This is a genomic window from Streptomyces sp. NPDC003042 (assembly GCF_053591315.1).
In genome coordinates, this window is record NZ_JBSFTP010000008.1 from 1 (window position 1) to 24,964 (window position 24,964).

19 protein-coding genes and 1 pseudogene are annotated in these 24,964 nt (G+C 72.5%); 12 read left to right on the forward strand and 8 right to left on the reverse strand.

The genetic code is table 11. From position 1 onward, the window contains the following. Positions 1-2,148, forward strand: a 2,148-nt coding sequence (locus tag ACWDYJ_RS06565; RefSeq protein ID WP_451564359.1) for an ATP-binding cassette domain-containing protein, incomplete at its 5' end; no start/stop codon positions are given. Further along, a complete protein-coding gene (locus tag ACWDYJ_RS06570) occupies positions 2,145-3,020 on the forward strand; it encodes an ABC transporter permease (protein WP_451564360.1) in 876 nt (291 codons plus the stop codon). The genes ACWDYJ_RS06565 and ACWDYJ_RS06570, both read left to right, overlap by 4 nt. 90 nt (positions 3,021-3,110) lie before the next feature. On the opposite strand, the gene ACWDYJ_RS06575 is transcribed toward ACWDYJ_RS06570, so the two are convergent. The 4 genes from ACWDYJ_RS06575 to ACWDYJ_RS06590 form a co-directional block, all read right to left on the reverse strand. Beyond that, positions 3,111-4,058, reverse strand: coding sequence for an aldo/keto reductase (locus tag ACWDYJ_RS06575; RefSeq protein ID WP_451564361.1), 948 nt, complete (start codon positions 4,056-4,058; stop codon positions 3,111-3,113). Between the two features lie 191 nt (positions 4,059-4,249). Then, positions 4,250-5,410, reverse strand: a complete 1,161-nt coding sequence (galK, locus tag ACWDYJ_RS06580) for a galactokinase (protein WP_451564362.1) — start codon at positions 5,408-5,410, stop codon at positions 4,250-4,252. Then, entirely contained in the window at positions 5,407-6,459 is a 1,053-nt protein-coding gene (gene galT / locus ACWDYJ_RS06585; protein WP_451564363.1) for a galactose-1-phosphate uridylyltransferase, read from the reverse strand. Before galT ends, galK begins: the two co-directional genes overlap by 4 nt. Before the next feature lie 14 nt (positions 6,460-6,473). Further along, positions 6,474-8,285, reverse strand: a complete 1,812-nt coding sequence (locus tag ACWDYJ_RS06590; RefSeq protein WP_451564364.1) for a glycoside hydrolase family 35 protein — start codon at positions 8,283-8,285, stop codon at positions 6,474-6,476. A 179-nt stretch (positions 8,286-8,464) separates the two neighbouring features. On the opposite strand from ACWDYJ_RS06590, the gene ACWDYJ_RS06595 reads away from it, so the two are divergent. From ACWDYJ_RS06595 to ACWDYJ_RS06610, 4 genes are all read left to right on the forward strand, one after another. After that, positions 8,465-9,622, forward strand: coding sequence for a substrate-binding domain-containing protein (locus ACWDYJ_RS06595; RefSeq protein WP_451564365.1), 1,158 nt, complete (start codon positions 8,465-8,467; stop codon positions 9,620-9,622). 145 nt (positions 9,623-9,767) lie between these two features. Further along, positions 9,768-11,102 carry an ABC transporter substrate-binding protein gene (locus ACWDYJ_RS06600; RefSeq protein ID WP_451564366.1) on the forward strand — a complete coding sequence of 445 codons (1,335 nt, stop codon included), beginning with the start codon at positions 9,768-9,770 and terminating at the stop codon, positions 11,100-11,102. A gap of 455 nt (positions 11,103-11,557) precedes the next feature. Further along, complete coding sequence (locus tag ACWDYJ_RS06605; protein ID WP_451564367.1) at positions 11,558-12,406, forward strand: carbohydrate ABC transporter permease; 849 nt, start codon at positions 11,558-11,560, stop codon at positions 12,404-12,406. Continuing rightward, positions 12,403-13,287 (forward strand): carbohydrate ABC transporter permease, encoded by an 885-nt coding sequence (locus ACWDYJ_RS06610; RefSeq protein ID WP_451564368.1) that lies wholly within the window; start codon positions 12,403-12,405, stop codon positions 13,285-13,287. Before ACWDYJ_RS06605 ends, ACWDYJ_RS06610 begins: the two co-directional genes overlap by 4 nt. A gap of 59 nt (positions 13,288-13,346) precedes the next feature. Here ACWDYJ_RS06610 and ACWDYJ_RS06615 read toward each other — a convergent pair. Beyond that, a pseudogene (locus tag ACWDYJ_RS06615) lies at positions 13,347-14,583 on the reverse strand (RNA-guided endonuclease InsQ/TnpB family protein). Between the two features lie 191 nt (positions 14,584-14,774). Here ACWDYJ_RS06615 and ACWDYJ_RS06620 point away from each other — a divergent pair. Next, positions 14,775-15,761, forward strand: a complete 987-nt coding sequence (locus tag ACWDYJ_RS06620) for a hydroxyacid dehydrogenase (RefSeq protein ID WP_451564369.1) — start codon at positions 14,775-14,777, stop codon at positions 15,759-15,761. Here ACWDYJ_RS06620 and ACWDYJ_RS06625 read toward each other — a convergent pair. Continuing rightward, positions 15,749-16,546 (reverse strand): sugar phosphate isomerase/epimerase family protein, encoded by a 798-nt coding sequence (locus ACWDYJ_RS06625; protein ID WP_451564370.1) that lies wholly within the window; start codon positions 16,544-16,546, stop codon positions 15,749-15,751. The two genes, ACWDYJ_RS06620 and ACWDYJ_RS06625, sit on opposite strands and share 13 nt — an antisense overlap. After that, positions 16,543-17,619: a LacI family DNA-binding transcriptional regulator gene (locus tag ACWDYJ_RS06630; RefSeq protein ID WP_451564371.1), complete on the reverse strand. Its 1,077-nt coding sequence runs from the start codon at positions 17,617-17,619 to the stop codon at positions 16,543-16,545. Before ACWDYJ_RS06630 ends, ACWDYJ_RS06625 begins: the two co-directional genes overlap by 4 nt. A gap of 224 nt (positions 17,620-17,843) precedes the next feature. On the opposite strand from ACWDYJ_RS06630, the gene ACWDYJ_RS06635 reads away from it, so the two are divergent. Genes ACWDYJ_RS06635 through ACWDYJ_RS06650 form a run of 4 tightly spaced genes read left to right on the forward strand, consistent with a single transcriptional unit; the run spans position 17,844 to position 23,435 of the window. After that, positions 17,844-18,995, forward strand: a complete 1,152-nt coding sequence (locus ACWDYJ_RS06635) for a Gfo/Idh/MocA family protein (RefSeq protein WP_451564372.1) — start codon at positions 17,844-17,846, stop codon at positions 18,993-18,995. Then, entirely contained in the window at positions 18,992-20,152 is a 1,161-nt protein-coding gene (locus tag ACWDYJ_RS06640) for a dihydrodipicolinate synthase family protein (RefSeq protein ID WP_451564373.1), read from the forward strand. Before ACWDYJ_RS06635 ends, ACWDYJ_RS06640 begins: the two co-directional genes overlap by 4 nt. Then, positions 20,149-20,988 carry a sugar phosphate isomerase/epimerase family protein gene (locus tag ACWDYJ_RS06645; RefSeq protein ID WP_451564374.1) on the forward strand — a complete coding sequence of 280 codons (840 nt, stop codon included), beginning with the start codon at positions 20,149-20,151 and terminating at the stop codon, positions 20,986-20,988. The genes ACWDYJ_RS06640 and ACWDYJ_RS06645 overlap by 4 nt, the downstream gene beginning before the upstream one ends. A 53-nt stretch (positions 20,989-21,041) precedes the next feature. After that, positions 21,042-23,435 carry a polysaccharide lyase 8 family protein gene (locus tag ACWDYJ_RS06650; protein ID WP_451564375.1) on the forward strand — a complete coding sequence of 798 codons (2,394 nt, stop codon included), beginning with the start codon at positions 21,042-21,044 and terminating at the stop codon, positions 23,433-23,435. Between the two features lie 26 nt (positions 23,436-23,461). Here ACWDYJ_RS06650 and ACWDYJ_RS06655 read toward each other — a convergent pair whose 3' ends face one another. After that, on the reverse strand, positions 23,462-24,367 hold the full coding sequence (locus ACWDYJ_RS06655; RefSeq protein ID WP_451564376.1) for an SCO6745 family protein: 906 nt from the start codon (positions 24,365-24,367) through the stop codon (positions 23,462-23,464). Positions 24,368-24,566: 199 nt separating this feature from the next. On the opposite strand from ACWDYJ_RS06655, the gene ACWDYJ_RS06660 reads away from it, so the two are divergent. After that, positions 24,567-24,947, forward strand: a complete 381-nt coding sequence (locus tag ACWDYJ_RS06660) for a VOC family protein (RefSeq protein WP_451564377.1) — start codon at positions 24,567-24,569, stop codon at positions 24,945-24,947. Positions 24,948-24,964 lie beyond the last annotated feature (17 nt).

A 24,964-nucleotide genomic window follows, 5' to 3' on the forward strand; every position in this document is an offset into this window, starting at 1 on the left:
CGCCGGCCCCCCGAGGCCGCGCGAGCGGGTCGCCGTCCGGTCATGGGGACCGGCGGCCCGCTGGGCCTCCAGCCGGCGCACCCGCCCGCCGGCGCGGGAGCGTCCGCACCCGGGTGCGGACGGTTCGAGCCGCAGCTGTGCGCCATGTACGAGCGTGTCGCGGTGGCCGGGCAGCCCGATGCCGAGGCGCGCGAGCTGCTGGAGCGGCGCAGTCCCTCCGCGGTCGGCGACCGGATCAAGGTGCCGACCCTGATCGTGCAGGGGCAGGACGACTCCCTCTTCCCCCTCGACCAGGCCGACGCCATGGCCGGGGCCATCGCGGCCAACGGCGCTCCCGTCTCCGTGGACTGGGCGGCGGGCGGCCACGACGGCGGCATGCGCGAGTCCGACCGGATCGAGGCCCGGGTCGCCGCCTGGTTCGACCGCTACCTGAAGGATGACGAGGGCGTCGACACCGGCCCGGTCTTCCGCGTCTCGCGTTCCGGCGGGATCGACTCCACCGACGGGGAGATCAAGCTGCGCGGCGCGAGCGCCGACGGCTACCCCGGCCTCGTCTCCGGTCCGCGCCCGTTCGCGCTGGCCGGCCGTGAGCAGACCTTCACCAACCCGGCGGGCGGGACCCCGCCCGCGCTGTCCTCGCTGCCCGGCATCGGCGGACAGCTCGCCTCCTTCGGAGCCGGGCTTTCCATGGACTTCCCGGGGCAGAACGCCCGCTTCGAGTCGGAGCCGCTGGCCGGGGAAGTACGGGTCACCGGGACCCCGACCGTAACCCTGAACGTGAGGTCGACGGCTGCGGACGGTTCGGCGGTGCTGTTCGGCAAGGTGTACGACGTGGGGCCGGACGGGCGGCAGCAGGTGCTGCCCAGTCAGCTGGTCGCGCCGGTGCGGGTGACGGACGCCGGGCAGGGCAAGTCCGTGGAGCTGCGGCTCCCGGCGATCGACCACTCCGTACAGGCCGGCCACCGGCTGCGGCTCGTGGTCGCCGCCACCGACCTCGGCTACGCCTCCCCGGCCGTGCCGGCCACCTACACCGTCTCGGCGCGGGGCCCGCTGGCCGTGCCCGTCGCGGACGGGGTACGGACGGCCACGGCCGAGCTGCCCGCCTGGACCTGGTGGCTGCCGCTCGCGGCGCTGGCCCTGGCCGCGGGGCTCCTGGGGATCCGGCGGAACGGCGGGGACCGCGCGGGGACGGGGGCGCGGGCGGGCGCGGCGCAGCCGGACGCCGCGCTGGCCGACGTACCCCTGGACATCACGGGGCTGACGAAGCGCTACGCCAAGGCGCGGGACCGGTACGCGGTGCGCGACTTGTCGTTCCGGGTGGAGAAGGGCCAGGTACTGGGCCTGCTCGGACCCAACGGCGCCGGGAAGACCACGACCCTGCGGATGCTGATGGGGCTGATTTCGCCGGACGCCGGGGAGATCCGTGTGTTCGGGCATCCGATCCGGGCCGGAGCGCCGGTGCTGTCGCGGGTCGGGGCGTTCGTCGAAGGCGCCGGTTTCCTGCCGCATCTGACGGGCCGGGCCAATCTGGAGCTGTACTGGCAGGCCACCGGCCGTCCCGCCGAGGATGCGCACCTGGCCGAGGCCCTGGAGATCGCCGGGCTGGGCGACGCGCTGGAGCGCGCGGTGCGCACGTACTCGCAGGGCATGCGGCAGCGCCTCGCCATCGCGCAGGCGATGCTCGGGATGCCGGATCTGCTGATCCTCGACGAGCCGACGAACGGTCTGGACCCGCCGCAGATCCGGGAGATGCGGGACGTGATGATCCGTTACGCCGCGGGCGGGCGGACGGTCATCGTCTCCAGCCACCTGTTGTCGGAGGTGGAGCAGTCCTGTACGCACCTGGTCGTCATGGACCGGGGGCGGCGGGTGGCGGCGGGCGAGGTCGCCGAGATCACCGGCGGCGGGGACACCCTGCTGGTCGCGCTGGAGGGGCCGGTGGACGAGATGACCTTGGAGAAGGTCGGGGCACTGGAGGGCGTGGGTTCCGTGGTGGCCGCCGACGACGGTCTGCTCGTACGGCTCGACGGCGCGACGCCCGCCGGGCTGATCGCCGAACTCGTCCGGCTGGAGGTGCCGGTGTCCGCGGTGGGGCCGCACCGGCGGCTGGAGGACGCGTTCCTCACCCTGATCGGAGGTCCGGCATGAGTGCCGTCGAGGAAGTCCAGGAGGTGGCCCCCGGCTACCGGGCGAGCCGCACGCTGCCGCTGCGCGTGGAGGCGCTGCGGCAGTGGCGCAGACGGCGGACGCTGGTGATGGCCGGGGTGCTGGCCGCGCTGCCGTTCGTCATGATCATCGCCTTCGCGGTGGGCGGCGGGCCCGACGACGGCCCGGGCGGTGGGAACGGCCGGATCACCCTGATCGACACGGCGACGGCCTCGGGCGCGAACTTCGCGGCCACGTGCCTCTTCGTCTCGGCGGGCTTCCTGCTGGTGGTGCCAGTGGCGCTGTTCTGCGGGGACACGGTGGCCTCGGAGGCCGGCTGGTCCTCGCTGCGCTACCTGCTGGCCTCGCCGGTGCCGCGGGCGCGGCTGCTGTGGAGCAAGCTGGTGGTGGCGCTCGGGTTCAGCCTGGCGGCGATCGTGCTGCTGCCGGTGGTGGCCCTGGCGGCGGGCACGGCCGCGTACGGGTGGGGGCCGCTGAAGCTGCCGACGGGTGGCGCGCTGCCCGCCGGGGACACGGCGACGAGGCTCGCTCTGGCCGTGGCCTTCGTCTTCGTGTCGCAGCTGGTCACGGCCGGGCTGGCGTTCTGGCTGTCGACGCGGACGGACGCGCCGCTGGGCGCGGTGGGCGGAGCGGTCGGGCTGACGATCGTCGGCAATGTGCTCGACGCGGTGACCGCACTCGGGTCGTGGCGGGAGTTCCTGCCGGCGCACTGGCAGTTCGCGTGGGCGGACGCCTTGCAGCCGCAGCTGGAGTGGGGCGGGATGATCAAGGGCACGGCGGTGTCGGTGTCGTACGCGCTGGTGCTGTTCGCGCTCGCGTTCCGGGGGTTCTCCCGGAAGGACATCACATCGTGAGGCGGTCGGGCCTGAGGGGTCGGGCCTGACGCGGTCGGGCCTGAGGCCGCCCCGGGTCCGGCCGGGGCGGTCCGACCGGACCCGGCCGGCTCAGGCGGGCGCCCCCGCCACGGCGTCGATCTCGGCCAGCAGCTCGGCCTCCAGCGGGCGGTCGGCGACGGCCGCGTTGGCGCGTACCTGCTCGGCGGAGGTGGCGCCCGCGATGACGGACGCACAGCCGGGCTGGGCGGAAAGCCAGCCGATGGCCAGCTCCAGGATGCTGCGGCCGTGCTTCTCGGCGAGCGTGGCGAGTGCCTCGACCACGTCGAGGCGTTCGTCGGTGACGTACGAATCCGCGCCGTCGAGGCGCGAGCCGGCCGGGACGGGTGCGCCGCGGCGGATCTTGCCGGTGAGCAGGCCGTTGGCGAGCGGGTAGTACGGGAGTACGCCGACGCCGTAGTGCACGGCGGCCGGGACCAGCTCCCGCTCGGCCGAACGCTCCAGCAGCGACCAGTGGTTCTGCGCCGACACGAAGGGCGCCGCGCCCGTCTCGCGGGCGGTGTGGGCGGCTTCGGCGAGCTGCCAGCCGGTGAAGTTGGAGTGGCCGATGTAGCGGACCTTGCCCTCGGTGACGAGCTCGGTGAGCGCGGCGAGCGTCTCGGCGATGGGGGTGGACGGGTCGGGGCTGTGCAGCTGGTAGAGGTCGATGTGGTCGATGCCCAGGCGGCGCAGGGACTCCTCGACGGCCCGCCGGATGTAGGCGCGGCCACCGAGGGCTCCGGCGGCGGGTCCGTATTCCATGTCCATGCCGCTGTAGCCGAACTTGGTGGCCAGAACGACCTGGTCCCGGCGCCCCTTGAGGGCCTGCCCGAGGTGACTCTCGGAGCCGCCGCGGCCACCGTAGATGTCGGCGGTGTCGAGGAGGGTGATGCCCGCGTCGAGCGCGGCGTCGACGACGGCGCGGGTGGCCTGGGCGTCGAGGGTGCGGCCGAAGTTGTTGCAGCCGAGCCCGACCGCCGAGACCTGTAGGCCTGAACCGCCCAGGGGGAGATAGCGCATGCGTGTCGTTCCTCCGCACTCGTCCGGCACATGACCAGCCACGTGGCCAAGTGGCCAAGTGGCCAGTCTAGGCACATCGGTTCGAGGGAGCGCGGCGATGACCGTGCGCGTGGTCCGGCCGGTGTCCGTCCCGGCCGGACCACGTGAGAAGAGCAAGGCCGGGCGCTCACTGTGGAGAAGGGCGCCCTTGGCTAACGCAGGCGCACCGCTCCGGCTGACGGGGTCGCGGCCGTGATGCGGGGTGGGGTGAAACCCGCCTCGCCGAAGGCCTTCGTCACCGCCCGCGTCACCACGGGCTCCGCGTCCGCGTCGATCAGGGCCAGCGCCGAGCCGCCGAAGCCGCCGCCGGTCATCCGGGCCCCGTACGCGCCCGCCGCGTTGGCGGTGGCCACGGCCAGGTCGAGCTCCGGACAGGAGACCTCGTAGTCGTCCCGCAGCGAGGCGTGCCCCTCGGTGAGCAGCGGGCCCGTCGCGCGCAGCCTGCCGGCGCGGAGCAGTTCCTCGACCCGTAGGACGCGTTCGTTCTCGGTGACGACGTGCCGGACCCGGCGCCGCCCGACCGGGTCGTCGCCGAGCCGGGCCAGCGCCGGGTCGAGTTCCTCGTACGGGAGGTCGCGCAGGGCGGGCAGTCCGAGGGCGGCGGCGGCCCGGTGGCAGGAGGCGCGGCGTTCCGCGTAGGCCCCGTCGGCGAGGTCGTGCCTGACCCGGGTGTCGATGACGAGCAGGCGCAGGCCGGACGCGGCGCAGTCGAAGGGGATGTGCCGCTGTTCCAGGGTGCGGGTGTCCAGGTGGAGGACGTGCCCCTCGGTGGCGCAGGCCGAGGCCATCTGGTCCATGACTCCGCAGGGCACGCCGACGTACGTGTTCTCGGCGCGGCGGGCGAGCGCGGCCAGTTCGGGGCGGGTGAGTTCGAGCCCGTACAGGTCGGCGAGGGCCAGGGCGGTGGCCACCTCCAGCGCGGCGGAGGAGGACAGACCGGCGCCGGCCGGTACGTCGGACCGTACGTGCAGATCCACTCCGCTGACCGGAAGGTCAGCCTCCACTAGGGCCCACACCACCCCGGCGGGGTAGCCGGCCCAGCCCGCCACGCCCTGCGGAGGGCGGGCCGGATCCAGCGCCGCGAGGTCCACGGTGACCACGCCGGACGGGATGTCGGCGGAGTGGAACCTGAGGATCCCGTCAGTGCGCCGGGCCGCCGCCACCTCCGTGCGCTGCGCGAGGGCGAAGGGCAGGACGAAGCCGTCGTTGTAGTCGGTGTGCTCGCCGATCAGGTTGACCCGGCCGGGTGCTGCCCAGACCCCCTCGGGAGGGTTGCCGTACAGCTTCCGGAACTCCCGCGCCGTGCGGCTCACGGGGTCGCCACCTCCCGCAGCCGCGCGGCGGCGTCCTCGGGCCGGACGTCGTTCATGTAGGCCTCCATGCCGGACTCGGTGCCTGCGAGGTACTTCAGTTTGTCGGCGGTGCGGCGGACGGTGAAGAGCTCCAGGTGGAGCGCGAAGTCCGCCCGGCCCTCCTCGGTCGGGGCCTGGTGCCAGGCGGAGATGTACGGGGTCGGCTCGGGTCTGCCGAACAACCGGTCGAAGCGGCGCAGCAGTTCCAGGTACAGCCGGGGGAACTCGGCGCGCGCCGCGTCACCCAGGGCGGGCAGATCGGGCACCCGGTGGTGCGGGTAGAGGTGGACCTCGTACGGCCAGCGGGCGGCGTAGGGCACGAAGGCGCTCCAGTGCTCGCCTTCGAGGACCAGTCGGCTCCGGTCGGCGGGCTCGGCCCGCTCGGCGGCGAGCACCTCGTCGAAGAGGTTGGCTCCCGTGCGCGAGCGGTGGGCGGCGACGGTGGCGAGCATGCGGGCGGTGCGCGGGGTGATGAAGGGGAAGGCGTAGATCTGGCCGTGCGGGTGGGCGAGGGTGACGCCGATCTCGGTGCCCCGGTTCTCGAAGCAGTAGACCTGGCGGACACCCTCGCGCGCGGAGAGTTCGGCGGTGCGGTCGGTCCAGGCGGCCAGGACGAGCGCGGCGCGCTCCTCGTCGAGTTCGGCGAAGGAGGTCCGGTGGTCGGGGGTGAAGCAGATCACCTCGCAGCGGCCGGTGTCGCCCGCCAGGGAGGGAAAGCGGTTCTCGAAGACGGCGACCTCGTAGTCGGGCGCCGGGATCTCGCTCGCGCGGTCCCCGGTGGACGGGCACAGGGGGCAGGCGTCGGCGGGCGGATGGTAGGTGCGACCCTGACGGTGGGAGGCGATGACGACGCGGTCCCCGAGCAGCGGGTCGCGGCGTACCTCGGAGGCGACGGCAAGCCCGGCCGGGTCGAGCGGGCGGGTGTCGGGGACGGCGCGCGACGCTCCGTCCCCGGTGTCGTAGTAGTGGATCTCGCGGCCGTCGGCCAGGCGGGTGCTCGTGCGCTTCACGTGCCGATCTTCTCTCACTGGAGGGTGACGACCGTGGGCCGGCCCAGCTGGGGCCGGTCGCGCAGCGGCAGTGCGGTGCCGGGGCGTTCCAGTTCGAGGAGGACGATCTCGTTGTCGCCGGCGCGCCAGAGCGGGCCCGGGGCGTAGAGGGTGCGCTGGGGGCCTCGGGGGGTGTCGTAGTGGCCGAGGAGGAAACCGTTCAGCCAGATCAGGCCGGTGCCCCAGTCCGAGACGTCGAGGAACCCGTCCGCGGGGGCGGCGGGGGTGGCGGATTCCGCGTCGAGGGCGTGGGTGAAGCGGTGGAAGGCGGGCTTCGCCTCTTCGGGGCCGGCCGCCGACCACTCCAGGCCGGTCAGGTCGGTGAGCGGCAGGGGCCGGATCTCCCACTCGAACAGCAGTTGGTGGCCGTGGCGGACGCCGCGCCAGATGCCCTTGCGGTCGTCGAGCAGCGGTCCGTAGTTCACCCGGCCTTGGGCCCGGACGAGGATGTCGAGGACCAGTCCGGCCTCGTCGACGGCGAGATCGAGACCCTTGTCGGGGGTGTTGCGGTCGAGGACGCCGAGGGGGCGGCCGTCGGCGAAGACGTACGCACGGTCGCCGAGCCCGTCGATCCGCAGGGGCATGGCGGGGCGCGGGCCGGTGAGGGTGGTGCGGTAGTGGATCAGGCCGTGGTCCTGGCCGAGCTTCTCCATGGACTCGGGGGCGGGCCGCAGGACGGGGGCGCCGCCGAGGAGTTCGAGCGCGGTGAGGAGGGGGGCGGTGCCGGCCGGGGTCGCGAGGGCCGGCGTGATCCGGGGCGGCGGCTCGGGCAGCGGGCCGTCGGGCAGGGGGACGTACTTGCCGATGACCTCGCGGAACGCGTGGAATTTCGCGGTGAGTTCACCGGCCTCGCCGATCGGGGCGTCGTAGTCGTAGCTGGTGATGGCGGGCTGGTAGCCGGGGTCACCGGGGCGCGATCCGGTGTGGTTGGCGCCCGCCCAGAAACCGAAGTTGGTTCCGCCGTGGGCCATGTAGAGGTTGACGGAGGCGCCGGTGGCGAGGAGTTCGTCGAGCGAGTCGGCCGCTTCCTGGACGGCGCGGACGTGGTGGTCCTCGCCCCAGTGGTCGAACCAGCCGATCCAGAACTCCATCGCGGCGAGCGGCCCTGTGCGCTGGTAGCGGCGCAGCACCTGGAGGCGTTCGGCCGGGCGGGCGCCGAAGGTAGCGGTCGCGAGGCGGCCGGGGACCATGCCGCCCTGGAGCATGGCGTCCTCGGGTCCGTCGGCGGTGAACAGCAGGCAGTCGACGCCGCGTTCCACCAACGCCCGCTCGACGTGGGCGCGGTAGCGGGTGTCGTTGCCGTACGAGCCGTACTCGTTCTCGATCTGTACGGCGACCACCGGACCGCCGCGGCTCGCGAGGAGGGGCAGCAGCTCGGGGACGACGAGGTCGAACCAGCCGTCGACCTCGGCCAGGAAGCGGGGGTCGGAGCAGCGCAGGTTGAGGCCGTCGACGGCGAGGAGGCGGGCGGGCAGGCCGCCGAAGTCCCATTCGGCGCAGATGTACGGGCCGGGGCGGACGATGGCGTCGAGGCCGAGACCTCGGGCGATGCGCAGGAAGCGGCCGAGGTCGCGCCAGCCGGTGAAGTCGGCCTTGCCTCGGGCGGTCTCGTGGAAGTTCCAGGGGACGTAGGTGTCCACGGTGTTGGCCCCGAGAGCCCGCAGCCGTTTCAGCCGGTCCTCCCACAGGTCGGGATGGATCCGGAAGTAGTGCAGGGCGCCCGAGACGATGCGGTGGGGCCGGGGGCTGCCTGCGCGGCGGAATCCGTCCTGGTCGTGGTCAAGCATGCGCTGACTCCCGGGAGAGGGTCGAGATGCCGTGAGGTGCGGACCCGCCGAATATATGAACGCGCCGACCACGCCGTCAATGACCAGTTGAACGGATTCGATCGAATCGATCGTTTCGATTGCCTATGATGGCGTCGACGCACGTGAACGGACAGACTCCAGGACTCCAGGGGGACATCGTGAGACCACATGTGGACCAGCGCCAGGCACAGGTGCTGGCGCTCGTCCGGGCCCGGGGCAGTGTGCGGGTGGTGGACCTGGCCCAGGAACTCGGCATCTCCCCCGTCACCTTGCGCCGGGACATCGAGGCGATGGCCGCCCGCGGCGAGATCCACCGGATGCACGGGGTGATCAGCCGCGTCGAGCCGCGGAGCGCCGGGGCCGTCACCGCGTCGCTCCCCTCCTCCTCCTTCGCCTCCGCCGCCGTCGCCGCCGCCGGGCGGTCCACGGCGGGGGCCGGTCTGGTGATCGGGATGGTCGTGCCGACCACCGAGTACTACTACGCCGATGTCGTGCGGGGAGCGCGGGAGGTGGTCGAGGCGCGGGGTGCGCGGCTGACCGTGGGGCTGACCCGGTACCTGCCCGGCGAGGACCGGACACAGGCCGACCGGCTGCTGTCCACGGGGGCGGACGGGCTGCTGCTGACCCCGAACTGGGACGCCGGATCGGCCGGGCCCCGCGAGGGGGCATGGACGGCGGAGCTGGGGGTTCCGACGGTGCTGGTGGAGCGGTCGGCCCCGCCCGGACACCCGGCGGCGGCACTGGACCGAGTGGTTTCGGACCACGCGCACGGGGCGGCGCGGGCGGTGCAGCACCTGGTGGAGCTGGGGCACCGGCGGATCGCGCTGGCCAGCCAGGAGACCCCGACGACGACCCGGCTACGGGCCGGATTCGAGGCGGCCGTGGCCGCGCTGGGGCTGGAACCGGCGCCGCCGTGGCCGGCGGTGGGCTCGGTTTCGGCAGCCGGGGTCGGTTCTGGTTCTGGTGCCGACGGGCTGTCGGTCGCCGACCGGTTCGCGCGGACCCTGGACTACCTCTGCGACGCGGTGACGGCCGGCGGGGTGAGCGCGGCCCTGATCCACAGCGACACCGACGCGATCATGCTGATCCCCCGGCTCCAAGCGCGCGGCGTCCGGGTCCCGGAGGACCTGGCGGTGATCACGTACGACGACGAGGTGGCCGGGCTGGCCGACGTACCGCTGTCGGCGGTGGCTCCGGCCAAGCGGGAAGTGGGCGCGCGAGCGGCGGCGCTGCTCCTGGACCGGCTCACGGGCGAGGACGACGACAGTCCCCGGCAGCATCTGGAACTGCTGCCGCGACTGAGTATTCGCTCATAGGGGACAGGACGGACGAGACGAACGGCTTGAACTGATTGTTTCGATCGAGTTGCGCATTCGCTCTTGACGGTGTGCCGGTCCGCACAAAAGATGGGCCGCGTTCTCCCATCCGCCGCCTTCAGCGGTCGTCCGTAGGAGCCGATTCATGACGCGCAGCCTCCGCCTTTCCCGTCGCCTGCCCCGCCTCGCCGTGACCGCCTCGATCGCCTCCCTGGCCCTGCTCGCCACGGCGTGCGGCGGGGAACCGGCGGCGGGAGGGGCGGGCTCGGGTGTCTCACAGGGCACCGCGGACCAGCCGGTCACCGTCACGTACTGGTCCTCGTCGGCGGGCGCGCAGCAGACGGCCGACGCCTTCAACAAGACGCACCCGAACATCCGGGTGACGTTCTCGGCGATACCCGGCGGGCCGGACGGCGCGGCCAAGCTGGCGAACGCCGTCAAGGGCGGCAACGCGCCCGACATCGCGACGATGGACTACTCCGCGCTCCCCGAGTTCGCGAGCGGCGGCAACCTGGAGGACCTGAGCACGACCTCCGGCAAGCTCGTCTCCGAGAAGTTCCCGGAGGCGGTCCAGTCGCTCGTGAAGCTGGGCGGCAGGACGTGGGCCGTGCCCTTCGACGTCACCCCCCTCGAACTCTTCTACCGCAAGGACATCTTCGAGAAGCACGGGGTGGCCGTGCCGAAGACGTGGGAGGAGTACAAGGCGGCCGGCGAGAAGATCAACAAGGCCGATCCGTCCGTGCGGATCACCAACTTCGGCGGCGGCGACCCCGCGGTGCTGGCCGGGCTGTCGTGGCAGGCCGGCGCCAAGTGGTACGGGACCGAGGGCGACCAGTGGAAGGTGGCCATCAACGATCCCGCGTCGAAGAAGGTCGGGGAGTACTGGAACGGACTGATGGCCTCCGGAGTGGCCTCGAAGACCCCGCTGTGGGGCGAGGGCGAGGCGAAGGAGCGCAGCTCCGGTCAGGTCGCGACGGTGATCGGCGCGGCGTGGACGGCGGGCACCTTCCTCGCGAACTACCCGGCCCTGAAGGGGAAGTGGGGCATCGCACCGCTGCCGACGTGGGACGGCAAGCCGGCCACCGGGATGTACGGCGGCACCTCGTACATCGTGCCGAAGGGCAGCAAGCAGACGAAGGCCGCCGCGGAGTTCATCAAGTGGGTCACGACCGAGCCGGAGGCGATCCAGGCCCGGCTCAGCTCGCTGAAGGCGCCGAGCAGCGCCCTGCCGGCCAACCGGGAGATGCGGGCGGAGGCGGCCAAGCTGTTCGACGCCTCCTACTTCGACGGGCAGAACCCGTACGCCCTCGCCGACGAGGCGGCGGGGACGATCGTGCCGGGCTGGACCTGGGGGCCGGTGCACCTTCAGGTCAACTCGGCGCAGGGGGCGGCCGGTGCCGACCTGGTGAAGGCCCTGTCCGAGGGGCAGGCGGCCGCCGAGAAGGCCATCAAGGACCGCGGCCTGGGCCTGGCCGGCTGATGCCCGCCGCCCACGGCCCCCTCCCGTCAGGGACCTCCGACGCGACCACATCAAAAAGCCACCGCCCGGGCCCGACGGGCGACTCCGGCGCCACCACACCGGGGAACCCGGGCCCGGCAACGACAGTCGGCTCCGGCCGGACCGCGACAGGAAGCCCCGGCCCAGCCACGGCAGGGGTCTCCGGCCCCACGCCATCACGAAGCCACCGCCCGGCTCCAACAGGCAACTCCGGCCCGACCACACCGGGGAACCCTGACCCCACAAAGACAGGGTCCACCGGTCCGACCGCATCGGGAAGTCCCGTCCCGGCCGGGCCCCGTTCCGCAGCCGCCGCCGGCTCCGGCCTCGGCATCCCGGCCTCCGGCCCCGGCGCCGACGTCCCGGGCCCAGGCCGCGCCGGCACCGCGCGTAGGCAGCCGGGCCCCGGCCGGACCACCGTCTCCGCCGCCACCTTCATGGCCCCCTTCTTCCTCCTCTTCGCCCTCGTCACCGTCGCTCCCGTCGCGTACGCCGCCTACCTGAGCCTCTTCCGCGACGAGCAGTCCGGCCTCGGTTTCGGCGGTACCCAGCGGGTCTTCAGCGGACTGGGAAACTACGCCGAGGCCCTCACCGATCCGCTCTTCCTCGCCTCCTTCCGCAACGTCGCCGTCTACTGCCTGCTCTACATCCCCGTCATGGTCGGCGGAGCCCTGCTCCTCGCCCTGCTCCTCGACTCCGCCCTGGCCCGCGCCAAGCGGTTCTTCCAGATCGCCTTCTACCTGCCGCACGCCGTACCCGGGCTGATCTCGGCGATGATCTGGCTCTACCTCTACACACCCGGGCTCAGCCCCGTCATCGACGTCCTCGACACCGTCGGCGTGTCCTGGAACTTCTTCGGCCGCGACGAGGCCCTGCTGTCGGTCGTCAACATCTCGGCCTGGCAGTGGATGGGCTACAACATGATCATCTTCTTCGCCGGGCTCCAGGCCGTCCCCCGCGAGACCCTGGAGGCCGCCACCATGGACGGCGCCGGAGCCGTCCGCACCGCCTTCCAGGTCAAGGTGCCCAGCATCCGGCCCACCATCATCCTGACCGTGCTGTTCACCTGCGTCGGCGCCGTCCAGCTCTTTGACGCCCCGCAGTTGCTCCAGCTCCGCGCCACCGAGATGGGCGAGTCCTGGTCGCCGACCATGTACATCTTCAGCGCCGCGTTCAAGGGCCACGACTACGGCCTGGCGGCCGCGAGCGCGCTCCTCCTCGCCGTCGTCGCGGGCGCCGCCTCCTACGTCGTCACCACACTCGGCAACCGCTGGAGGTCCGCATGAGCGCCACCACCCTGACTCCTCGGGCCGCACCGCCGCGCCGCACGGGCCGCGGCCTCCTCTCGCGGACCGCCGTCAACGCCGCACTGCTCCTTGTCGCCGCCTACACCCTGATGCCCCTGGCCTGGCTGGTGCTCGCCGCGACCAAGAACCGCCGGGACCTCTTCGCCACCGACCCCTACGTCCCCGGCGACTTCAACCTCCTCACCAATCTCGCCGAGGTGTTCACGTACAACGACGGCATCTTCGGACGCTGGCTCGGCAACAGCCTCCTCTACACCGTGGTGGGCTCGACCGTCTCCGCCCTGATCAGCGTGGCCTGCGGCTATGCCTTCCACGCATACGAGTTCCGCAACAAGGAGGCGCTGTTCGGCGTCGTCCTCGCCGGCGTCCTCGTCCCCGCGACCGTCCTCCAGCTCCCGCTCTACCTGATGGCCTCGGCCACCGGCGCCGTGAACACGTACTGGGCCTACCTGGTGCCCGCTCTCGTCAACCCCTTCGGCGTCTATCTGGCCCGGGTCTTCGCCGACGGTTACGTCCCCCACGAGGTGCTGGCCGCCGCCCGCGTCGACGGAGCGGGTGAACTACGGGTCTTCACCCACGTGTCGTTCCCCATGCTGTGGCCGGGCTTTGTGACGATCTTCCTGTTCACCTTCACGGCCATCTGGAACAACTTCTACGGCGCCCTGACCATGCTGAACGACGAGCGGCTCTACCCCGTCAGTCTGGGCCTGTTCATGTGGAACCGCAGCGTCTACCAGCAGCCCGAGCTCTATCCCATGGTGATCACCGGTTCACTCGTCGCCGTCGTCCCGCTCGTGCTGGCCTTCCTCGGCCTCCAGCGCTTCTGGCGCTCGGGTCTCACCGCAGGAGCCGTCCATTGAATCCTCCCCTCCCTGAGGGGGGATTCCTCACCCTCCAGGGCTGATCGGGGATTTCTGGCTCACGCTGCCAGGCCAGGCGGCGCCTGGTCCGGTCTTCCGCGATCAGCACCAGCCGGGGTGAGACCAGCCCGGACCAGCATCACGCGGGCGGAGTTCTTATCCCTGGGGGATACGACTCCGCACACGGCGCAGGCATACGTTCGCTCTGAAAGAGGCAGTGCGTGCTTGGTTCTCGCTCCGCACGGTGCGCAGTCCATGGTGGTGTGCGCGGGGTGGACCAGGTGCACGGTCCGGCCGTGCTTGCGGCCCATCTCGACCAGGGCCCCCTTCGTCGCGGAGATCGCGGAGATCACGGCGTCGGCGGCTTTGCGGGCCGTGGTCGTCTTGGCGAGGAACTTCGGCCGGAAGTCCTCCACGGCCAGGGCGTCATGGTCGCGCACGACCTTCTTGGCCCACTTACGGCCGGTGTCCTGACGCCGCCGGGCCACCTTCTTATGCAACTTCGCGACTCGCAGCTTCGCCCGCTTGTAGCCCTTCGACCCGGGCTTGCCCTTCGCCGGCTTACGGCGGGCCATCCGCTGATAGCGCGCGGGGCCGGCGGCGGCCTTCTTGCCGACTTCGGGGTGTGGGAGGTCGTGGTCGTCGGATGTGGTGGTCGCGGTCTCGCGTACGCCCCAGTCGATGCCGATCACACGACCGGTGTCCGGGAGCGGCTCGGCTTCGGCGGGCACGACGAAACTCGCGTACCAATGCCCGAGACTGTCCTGGTACACGCGCACGGACGACGGGTCGGCGGGCAGGTCCCGCGACCACACCACCGTCAAGGCGATACCGCCCGCCAGGTGCAGGCGTCCGTCCTTCAACCGAAAGCCGCGCAGGGTGTAGTTGAGGGACGGCCGCGCTTCCCGCTTCTTCTTCCACCTCGGCATCCCGGCCCGCCGCCGCATCGGCAACCGGTCCTTGACGTCCTTCTGCGCCTTGGCGCGGGACTTCCCGAAATCCCGGATCAACTGCTGCTGCGGAACCGAGGACCCTTCGCGCAGCCAGGTGTTCTTGGTGCGGGCTTCGGTCAACATCTTGTCGAGCTGCGCCGGGCCGCAGATCCGCTTGTCCGTCCCCACAGGCCGGTCCCTGTTCCACTCATGCGTCTGCTTCGACTTCGCGCAGCACTCGTCCCAGATCCACCGGCACCGGTCCCACTCCACCATCAGGGGCGGCGAGCGCAGTAGACGACAGCCGGACGCGGAAGGTCCACCGGGCATACCCGGCATCCCCCACCATCGCTGTCGTCGCCATCCCGACAACCTCTCCCCGACCACTGACAACAACCGAAAGAGCAGGCCAGACCAGATGCGAACCAACCTCCGGCGCTCCGCGCCCCCGCCCCAAGGACCCATTCCTCCCCGGCCTGAAGGCCCGGGCTTCCTGGGAGAAATCCGGTGACCCAGCCCGCTCCCTCCTCGCACCGGCCCGCCACGGTGCTCGCCATGAGCCCCGGAACCCGGGCCGCCGTCCTCAGCGGTCGCGTCCTGCCCGAGCTCGTCCGGGTCGCCGACGTGGATCCCGATCTGCTGCTCACCGACTTCGCCCACGACGACCCGGAACTCCACGGCCGGCTCGCCCGCGCCGAGGTGCTGTTCACCGGCTGGGGCTGTCCGCCCCTCGACGCGGACGCGCTGGGGCGGATGCCGCGCCTGCGCGCCGTGGTCCATGCCGCCGGCAGCGTCAAACACCATGTGACGGCCGCCTGCTGGGAACGCGGTCTGCTGGTCTCCAGCGCGGCCGCCGCCAATGCCGTGCCGGTGGCCGAGTACACGCTCGCCGCGATCCTCTTCGCCAACAAGCGGGTGCTGGAAGCGGCGCACGCCTACCGCGCCGCCCGCGGGCCGATCGACCTGCTGGGCCGCTACCCGGACGTCGGCAACTACAGGCGCACCGTGGGGCTCGTCGGCGCCTCCCTCATCGGCCGCCGCGTACTGGAACTGCTGCGCCCCTTCGACCTGCGGGTCCTCGTGCACGACCCGTACGCCGACCCGGCCGAGCTCGCGGCGCTGGGCGGTGAGGTCTGCGCCCTCGACGAACTGCTGCGCCGCAGCGATGTGGTGAGTCTTCATGCCCCCGCACTCCCCCAGACCCGTCATCTGATGAACGCTTCACGGCTGGCGTTGATGCCGGACGGCGCCACGCTCGTCAACACCGCCCGCGGCTCCCTCGTCGACACGGCGGCGCTGACCGAGGAACTGGTCGCCGGTCGGCTGCATGCCGTGCTCGACCACACCGAGCCCGAGGTCCTGCCCGCCGGTTCGCTCCTGTTCGACCTGCCCAACGTGCTGCTCACCCCCCATGTGGCCGGTTCCCTCGGCGGAGAGCTGGACCGGCTGGCGACGACCGCCGTCGAGGAGCTGGAGCGGTACGCCCGAGGCCTGGCCTTCCGCTTCGCCGTGGATCCGGGCCGCCTGGCCTACTCCGCCTGACGGCCATGAGCCGCCAGCCGCTCCAGGTACTCGCGGCCCCCCGCGAGCCGGCCCTCCAGCCGACCCGCCTCGGGGTACCAACGTCTCTCGTACTCCCAGCACAACCAGCCGCGGGGCGGCGCGACCGCCACCGCCTCGCCGAGTGGCAGCACTCCGGCGCCGAGGCCGAGCGGGGTGAGGTCCCGCGCGGACGCCACGTCCTTGACCTGGATGTAGCCCAGGTGGTTGCCGAGGAGCCGACGCGACTCGGCCGGCGGCTCAGCTCCCAGCCAGGTGTGCAGTACGTCCCACAGCGCGCCCGCTCCGGGATGTCCGACCGCGTCGAGCACCCGGGCGGCGGCCTCTGCGGTGCGATGGGAATCATGGGTCTCCAGCAGGATCCGCACCCCGAGCCGCTCGGCGAACGGCGCCACCTCCCGCAGCCGGCGCACGGCGTTGGCATCGGCCTGCTCCGCGGGCAGCGTGCCCCCACCGGGGAAGACGCGCACGTACGGGGCTTCGAGATCGGCGGCGAGCCGGACCAGGGCCCGCAGCTCGTCGAGGACCGGCCCGTCCGCGCCGGGCGCCGCCACCTGGGCGTAGCCCGCCACGCCCAGGATGCTCACGCCCGCGCCGGTGACCTCCCGCAGCCCCGCCGCCCGCTCCCCGCCCGCGCTCCGCGGATGCAGCGGCTCCTCGGGGTGGGCTCTGAGTTCGAGGGCGTCGTACCCGTGCTCGGCGGCCAGCGCGGCGCTCCTTCCGAGCGGTGTGCCGGGCATACCCAGCGTGGAGAAGGCGTACTTCACGGCCTGCTCCCTTCGCCCCGGGGCGGAGCGGTGGAGCCCCGCACCATGAGTTCGGTGGGCAGGGTGGTGATGCCACCCGGAGGCAGGGCCCGGCGGCCGGTCACCAACTGGGCGGCGAGCACGCCCGCCTCCCGCAGCGGCACCCGGACGGTGGTGAGGGCCGGAGCGGTGTCCACACAGAACGGCAGATCGTCGAAGCCCGCGACGGAGACGTCCTCGGGTATCCGCAGACCCGCCTCCCGCAGGGCGGCGGCGACTCCCATGGCGACGGTGTCGTTGGCCGCGGCGACGGCCGTGAAGGGCTCACCGCGCCGGAGCAGTTCGCGGGTGGCGTCATAGCCGGCCGACCGCTCGAACCCGGCGTCCAGGGTGAGAGCGGCGCAGGCATCGGAAAGGGCGGGGTCGTGCCGTCGCAGGGCGGCGTGGTGTCCGGCCAGCCTCTCCCGGGTGGTGCTGAGCCCCGGTGGGCCCGCGACGTAGGCGATCCGGCGGTGACCGAGTGTCAGGAGGTGCTCGGCGAGGCGGAAGGCGCCTCCGCGGTCGTCGAACATGACGCTGGCGACGGGCAGTGCGGGGGGCACCGGCAGGGGCGGGCGCCCGCACAGGACCACGGGCGCTCCGCTCGCCGCCATCCGGGCGACGCGGGCGGCGAGCGCGGTGGTGTGCTCCAGGTCCTCGACGGCGCCACCCGTGAGGACGATGCCCCCTGCTCGCTGCCCCTCCAGCAGCGCGAGGTAGGCCAGCTCGGCGGCGGGATCGCCCTCGGTGTTGCAGACGACGGCCAGCCGCCGTGCCTCTCCTCGGCCGGAAGGGTCGAGGGCGCTCTGGAGAGAACCGGCGAGGATGCCGAAGAAACTGTCCGCGACGTCGTGCACCAGCACGCCGACGAGGTCGGAGGTGGCGGCCGCCAGTGCGCGGGCGGGGCCGTTGGCGATGTAGCCGAGTTCTTCGACGGCCTGTTCCACCCGGGTCCGGGTGCCACCGGCCACCGGATAGCCGCCGTTCAGTACGCGCGAGACCGTGGCGGGCGATACGCCCGCGTGTGCCGCGACCTCGGCAAGAGTCACTGCCATGACGAACCCCTCCTCCTGACGCCTCGGCCGACCGATCGGACTGCCCGCGTCATCGTCTCATCCGGTGTGTGGAGCTCCATACTCTCCGACGGAGAAAGCGCTTTCTATCCCCCGAACGAGTGTTGCGAAGAGAGCCTGACGAGCCCTAGCCTGAACGGAGTGAAAGCGCTTTCTATGGCTTTTCTGTCGGACGGGACGAGAACCGAGAACGAAGGAGGGGGACCATGGAGCGCAGGACGATCAAAATTGCCATGAACGGTGTGACCGGACGCATGGGGTACCGCCAGCATCTGGTCCGGTCCCTGCTCGCCCTGCGCGAGCAGGGCGGGCTGGACCTCGGCGACGGGACGGTGCTGTGGCCGGAGCCGGTGCTCGTCGGGCGCCGCGAGGCGGCTCTCCGAGCCATCGCGGAGCGGCACGGCCTGGAGCACATCAGTACCGACCTGGCGGCCGTGCTGGCCGACCCGGAGGTGGAGATCTACTTCGACGCCCAGGTGACCAGCGCCCGGGAGCAGGCGATCCGGCAGGCCCTCGCGGCCGGGAAGCACGTGTACTGCGAGAAGCCGACCGCCCTCACCTTCGAGTCCTCGCTGGAGCTGGCCCGCCTGGCGGCGGCGGCCGGGGTCAAGCACGGCGTGGTCCAGGACAAGCTGTTCCTGCCGGGTCTGCTGAAGCTGAAGCGGCTGATCGAAGGCGGCTTCTTCGGCGAGATCCTCTCCGTGCGCGGCGAGTTCGGCTACTGGGTGTTCGAAGGCGACTGGCAGCCGGCGCAGCGCCCTTCCTGGAACTACCGGACCGAGGACGGCGGGGGCATCGTCGCCGACATGTTCCCGCACTGGGAGTACCTGCTGCACGAGCTGTTCGGCCGGGTCCGCACGGTGCAGGCGCTCACCCGCACGCACATCGGCCGCCGGTGGGACGAGGAGGGCAAGCCCTACGAGGCCACGGCGGACGACGCCGCTTACGGCGTCTTCGAGCTGGATGGCGGCGCTGTCGCGCAGATCAACTCCTCCTGGGCGGTGCGGGTACACCGCGACGAGCTGGTGGAGTTCCAGGTCGACGGAACGCACGGCTCGGCGGTCGCCGGGCTCCGGGGCTGCCGGATACAGCACCGCGGGGCGACACCCAAGCCGGTATGGAATCCGGATCTGCCACAGACGGAGCCCTTCCGCTCCCAGTGGCAGGAGGTGCCGGACAACAGCCCGGCGGACAACGGCTTCAAGGCCCAATGGGAACTCTTCCTTCGCCATGTCGTACAGGACGAACCCTGGCAGTGGGACCTGCTGGCGGGGGCTCGCGGGGTACAGCTGGCCGACCTGGGCCTGCGCTCCTCGGCCGAGGGCCGACGCCTGCCGGTGCCGGAGGTGACCCTGTGAGCGGCATCCGGCTCCCCTCGGCGGACGGCGGGTTCCGCCTGCACCGGCCGACCACCGATCCCCTCCCGCCGCTCACCTGCGGCCCGGCCGGCAGCCGTGTCCTCTACGCGGCGGCGCATGTGGTGGCCGATCCGCTCGGCGCGTCCACCGACAGCGGGCCGGTGGTCGACTGGGAGGCCACCCTCGCCTTCCGCCGCCGGCTGTGGGCTCAGGGACTCGGGGTCGCGGAGGCCATGGACACCGCCCAGCGCGGGATGGGCCTCGACTGGCCGACGGCGGCGGAGCTGATCCGCCGCTCGGTGGGCGAGGCCCGGGCCGTGGGCGGCCGGATCGTGTGCGGCGCCGGAACGGATCAACTGGCCCCGGGGAAGCAGCACGCCCTCGCTTCGATCACCGCCGCCTACGAGGAACAGCTCGCGCACACCGAGGCCTGCGGCGCGGGAGCCGTGCTCATGGCGTCCCGGGCTCTGGCCGGGGCGGCGCGGGGCCCCGAGGACTACCTGGCGGTGTACGGGGGGCTGTTGCGGCAGAGCGCCCGGCCCGTCGTACTGCACTGGCTGGGGCCGATGTTCGACCCGGAGCTGGCCGGCTACTGGGGGCACGACGACCTGGACGCGGCGACGGAGGTCTTCTTGAAGGTCATCTCGGAGAATCCGGAGAAGGTGGACGGGATCAAGGTCTCGCTGCTGGACGCGGGGCGGGAGGTGGACATCAGGCGGCGGCTGCCCGCGGGCGTGCGCTGCTACACCGGCGACGACTACCACTATCCGCAGCTGATCGCCGGGGACGGGGAGTCGGCCAGCGACGCGCTGCTGGGGATCTTCGACCCGATCGCCCCGATCGCCGCGCGCGCGGCGATCGCCCTCGACCGTGAGGACACGGCCGGTTTCCACGAGCTGCTGGATCCGACGGTGGCGCTGTCCCGGCACCTGTTCGCCCCGCCGACGCGCTACTACAAGACGGGGGTGGTCCTGCTGGCGTGGCTGGCGGGATATCAGGACCACTTCGCGATGGTGGGCGGGCTGCAGTCGGCGCGCTCGCTGCCCCATCTGGCGACGGCGTACGAACTGGCCGACCGGCTCGGCCTGTTCCCCGACCCGGAGCTGGCCGAGCGCAGGATGCGGCAGCTCCTCGGGGTGTACGGGGTGGCCTCGTGAAGGGGGCGCCGGCTCCGGTCCGGCTCAGTCTCAACCAGGAGACGATCCGCCAGTGGTCGCTGCCCGAGCTGGTGGCCGGGTGCACCGAGGCCGGGGTGGGCGCGGTGGGGCTGTGGCGCGACCCGGTGCGTCGGTTCGGCGTGCGGGAGACGGCGAAGCTGGTCTCCGGGGCCGGACTGCGCGTCAGCTCACTGTGCCGTGGCGGGTTCTTCACGGCAGCCGATCCGGCGGGGCGGACGGCCGCGCTCGAGGACAACCGGCGGGCTGTCGAGGAGGCGGCCGAACTGGGGGCGGACACGCTGGTCCTGGTCTCGGGCGGGCTGCCGGAGGGCGAGCGCGACCTGGCGGGGGCACGGCGGCGGATCGCCGACATCCTGGGCGAGCTGGCGCCGTGGGCCGCCGGGTACGGGGTGCGGCTGGGGATCGAGCCGCTGCATCCCATGTTCGCGGCGGACCGCTGTGTCGTCTCCACCCTGGGACAGGCCCTGGACATCGCCGAGCAGTTTCCCGCGGCTCAGGTCGGCGTCGTGGCCGACGCCTACCACCTGTGGTGGGACGAGCGGCTGCCCGTCGACTTCGCCCGGGCGGGTGCGGGCGGTCGGATCTGCTCCGTCCAGGTGGCGGACTGGGTGACCCCGCTTCCCGAGGGGGTGCTGCTTGGCCGGGGGCAGTTGGGTGACGGGTGCGTCGATCTGCGCGGCTTCCGGGAACTGGCCGACGAGGCCGGCTACCGGGGACCGGTGGAGGTGGAGATCTTCCATCCCGCTCTGTGGGCACGCGAGGGCTCCGAGGTGCTCCAGGAGGTGGTCGAACGCTATCGCGCTCACGTCGAGTGAGGTGAGGAACAGAGCGGGCCGGGGACCGGTACGGATCAGACAAGGAGAATGCGATGACAGAAGTGTGGAGTCGGCGCGCCTTCCTCTCCGCTGCGGGCGGCGGTGCGCTGCTTCTGGGCGCACCCGCGGCCCGGGCGGGCGCCGAAACCGGGGGCGAGGTCCACGACGCGATGCGCGCGGCCTGGCGCGGCCTGGTCCTGGGAAGAGAGTTCCCTGCCACGGCCGAGCCGTTCCGCTCGCGCCTCGCCGAGCTGGGTGAACAAACCCGCGGCTGGGTCGCGGGCATGGCTCCGGCGCCCGGTTCGCTCTGGCCGGACCTGGGGTTCGCCACGGATCCCGAGAAGATGATGCTGAGCTACTACCGGCTGCGGACGATGGCGGAGGCCTACGTCCGGCCCGGGACCGGGCTCACCGCGGACGGCGGGCTGCTGGCGGCGCTGCTGACCGGCCTGGACCATCTGCACGCGCGGGTGTACCACGCGGGCCAGGTGCGGTACGGCAACTGGTACTGCTGGCAGATCGGCGCGCCGCAGGCGCTGCTGGACCTCTGCGTCCTGTTGGACGGGGAGCTGTCGGCGGCTCGCCGCGCCGATTTCTGCGCGGCCGTGGACCATTTCGTGCCCGATTCGGTCGTCGCCTCGTACAGCGGGACCAGTACGGGCGCGAACCGGGTCGACCTGTGCCGGGTGCTGGCACTGCGCGGGGTGGTCGGCGCGGATTCCGCGAAGATCGCCCTGGCCCGGGAGGCGCTCGCGCCGGTCTTCCCGTACGTCACCGCGGGCGACGGGCTCTATCGGGACGGATCGTTCGTACAGCACACCTGGGTGCCCTACACCGGGACGTACGGAGCGGTGCTGCTGGGCGGACTGGGCATGCTGTTCGCCCTGCTGAAGGGAACGCCCTGGCAGGTCACGGATCCTGCCGCACAGATCGTCTTCGACGCCGTGGAGCGGGCCTGGGCGCCCTTCCTGTTCAACGGACTGGTCATGGACGCGGTGTCCGGCCGGGCGATCAGCCGGGGCCTGTCCGTCACGGACGCCCGCCCGGTCCAGCAGGACGACCACACCCGGGGCCATGCCGTGCTGGCAGGGATCCTGCTGCTCGCCGAGGGGGCGAGCAGCACCGAGCGGGCCCGCTGGCGCGGACTGGTGAAGGGCTGGATCGCGCGGGACTACTACAGCCGGCCCCTGGCCGACAGGACGCTCGGCCTGTCCGCGCTCTCCCGGCTGGCGGAGGTCGATGCCGACCCGTCGGTGGCCGCGTCGCCCGAGCCGGTCGGGCACCGGCTGTTCGCCTCGATGGACCGGGCCGCGCACCGGCGGCCGGGCTGGACCGCCTCGCTCTCCATGGCCTCGCGGCGGATCGCCCACTACGAGACGGGCAACGGCGAGAATCTGCGCGGCTGGCACACGGGCAGCGGAATGCTCTCCTGGTGGGGGTCGACATACGGCAACGGCCAGTACTCGGACGCCTTCTGGCCTACGGTCGACCCCTACCGGCTGCCCGGCACCACCGTGTCGCGCAGGGCCCTGGCCGACGGCGCGGGCGGCGACTGGGGCGCCTCTCGGCCGGACGCGGTGTGGGTGGGCGGTACGACCGACGGGGAGTTCGCGTCGGTGGGCCAGCACCTGCGCGGTCTGGGGAGCACCCTCGAAGCCCGCAAGTCCTGGTTCTTCCTCGCCGACACGGTCGTCTGCCTGGGGGCGGGGATCCGTGCCTCGGACGGCGCCGCGGTCGAGACGGTCGTCGACAACCGCAATCTGGGCGCCGCCGGCACCCATGCCCTGACCGTCGGCGGCAGCGTCCAGCCGTCCACATTGGGCTGGTCCGCGTCCTTCCCGGCCCCGGGATGGGCCCATCTGGCGGGGTTCGGGGGATACGTCCTCCAGGGTGCGCACTCCTTCAAGGCCCTGCGGGAGGCACGCACCGGCCGGTGGAGCGAGGTGAACCGGGGCGGGTCGACGACCGCGCTGACCCGGCGCTACGTCACCCTCTGGTACGACCACGGCATCGACCCGGCCGCCACGGGGTACGTCTACCAGATGCTGCCCGGAGCCACGGCGGCCCAGACCGCGGCACGGGCAGGCGCTCCGGGGTGGCTGACCGTTCTCGCCAACACCGCGACGGCTCAGGGCGTGACCGTCCCCTCCCTCGGCTTCACCGGCGCCAACTTCTGGGCGGCCGGGGTGGTCGGCCCACTGGAGGCGAGCGCGCCGTGTTCGGTCACGGTGCGGGTGAGAAACGACGGCACGGCCGCGGTGTGCGTGGCGGACCCGGCCCGCGCACTGAGCGCGCTGACCCTGGTGTGGGACCGGCCCGTCGCCGCGGTGCTGTCCCGGCCGCCGAGCGTGGTGTCGGCGGTCACGGGAGCGCGGCTGCGGCTCGGGTTCGGGGATCTCACCGCCATGGCGGGCGCCGGCCAGGAGGTGGTGGTCCGGTTGGGGTGAGCCGTGCGGACGGGCGGGGGAGGGGCTCAGTTCTCGTAGTCGTACTTCATACCGATCCCGAGGGTGCCCTGGGCCGGGAGCAGGCCGGTGCCGACGATGTCGAGGACGGGCGGGAGGAGCAGTTCGGCGAGCCGGGTCGTCTCGTGCGGGGTCAGCCCGGCCCAGGGGGCTGAGGCCAGTTCATCGGTGAGCCTCTCGACGGCGGTGCGCAGTGCCAGGCCCGCTGCGCTGGCCGAGGCGTCCTCGGCCAGCAGGCCCCGGTCGGTGAGCCGGTGTCGGGCGGCGCTCCAGTCCTCCGCCCCCCAGCGGCGGCCCTCGAACGCCTCGGCCGGGGCGGCTCCGACGCCTGCCTGTAGTACCAACGACTCGACCGGGTCGAGGTGGTGGGCCTGGAGGGCTGCGATGTGGCCGTCGCCGCGGTGCTCGCGCAGGATCGTGGCCGCCTGCCACAGCACGGCGTGGGGAGCCTCGGGCCAGGGCAGCGCGGCGTTGGCCGCGGCCAGTGGCCGGCCGGCGGTGAGGGCGGCCTCGGCGGCTCGGCGGGCGAGCAGCGCGGCCTCGGCCAGGTCCGCGGATGCGGTGCGTGGGCCGAGGAGCGAGCGCAGGGCGCGGTCGGTGGCGGCCGTCCGGGCGGCGAGGACCCGGTCCGGCGGAGCGGTCTGCCAGGCCCGGGCGACGTAGCGCTCCACCATGGGCGGGGCGAAGCTGTAGAAGAGGGCGGTGACGAACCGCGGCCCGGCCTGGCCGAGGGGTGCGGCGCGGAAGGCGAAGTACAGCGGCCAGCGCTCGCCGGTGTCGTAGCCGAGAGAGCCGGCCTCCTCGTAGGACTCCGGCGCGAAGTAGACGACGGCGTGGATCGGTTCGAGCAACTGCCACAGCTGCCGGATCGTGCCCAGGCCGTGTCCGCTGCCGGTAGGTGCGGCACGTGTCATCTCGCTGTCCCCCAGGACCAGTTGGCGATCACTGCTGTGGAGGGCAGCCTAAGGCCACGGGCGGCATGGGAGGGGCGGAGATTACCGGTGGACTTCGCCGGGACGGCGTGCTTACGATCGCATTGACGGCATCGCGTGTCGGTCACCGACCGGGTGAGGCATGGAGGTGTCCGTGGCATGCCTTGCGGAGGCATCACCCATGGCAGTCGAGCTGAACCACACGATCATCCACTCCCTGGACAACCGGGAGTCCGCCGAATTCCTGGCGCACGTCCTCGGCCTCGAGGTCGGCCCCTCATGGGGCCCGTTCATCCCCGTGTCCACCAGTAACGGGGTCACCCTGGACTTCGCGACCGTCCCGGCCGAGTCCATCACCGTGCAGCACTACGCCTTCCTCATCTCCGAGGAAGAGTTCGATGTGGCCTTCGAGAAGATCCGGTCGGCGGGAATCCAGTACTTCGCCGATCCCCACGGCAAGCAGCCGGGCGAGATCAACCACAACGACGGAGGGCGCGGGGTCTACTTCCCGGACCCCTCCGGGCACGGCATGGAGATCATCACCCGCCCGTACGGCGGGTGATGAGGCCGTGGGGGCGG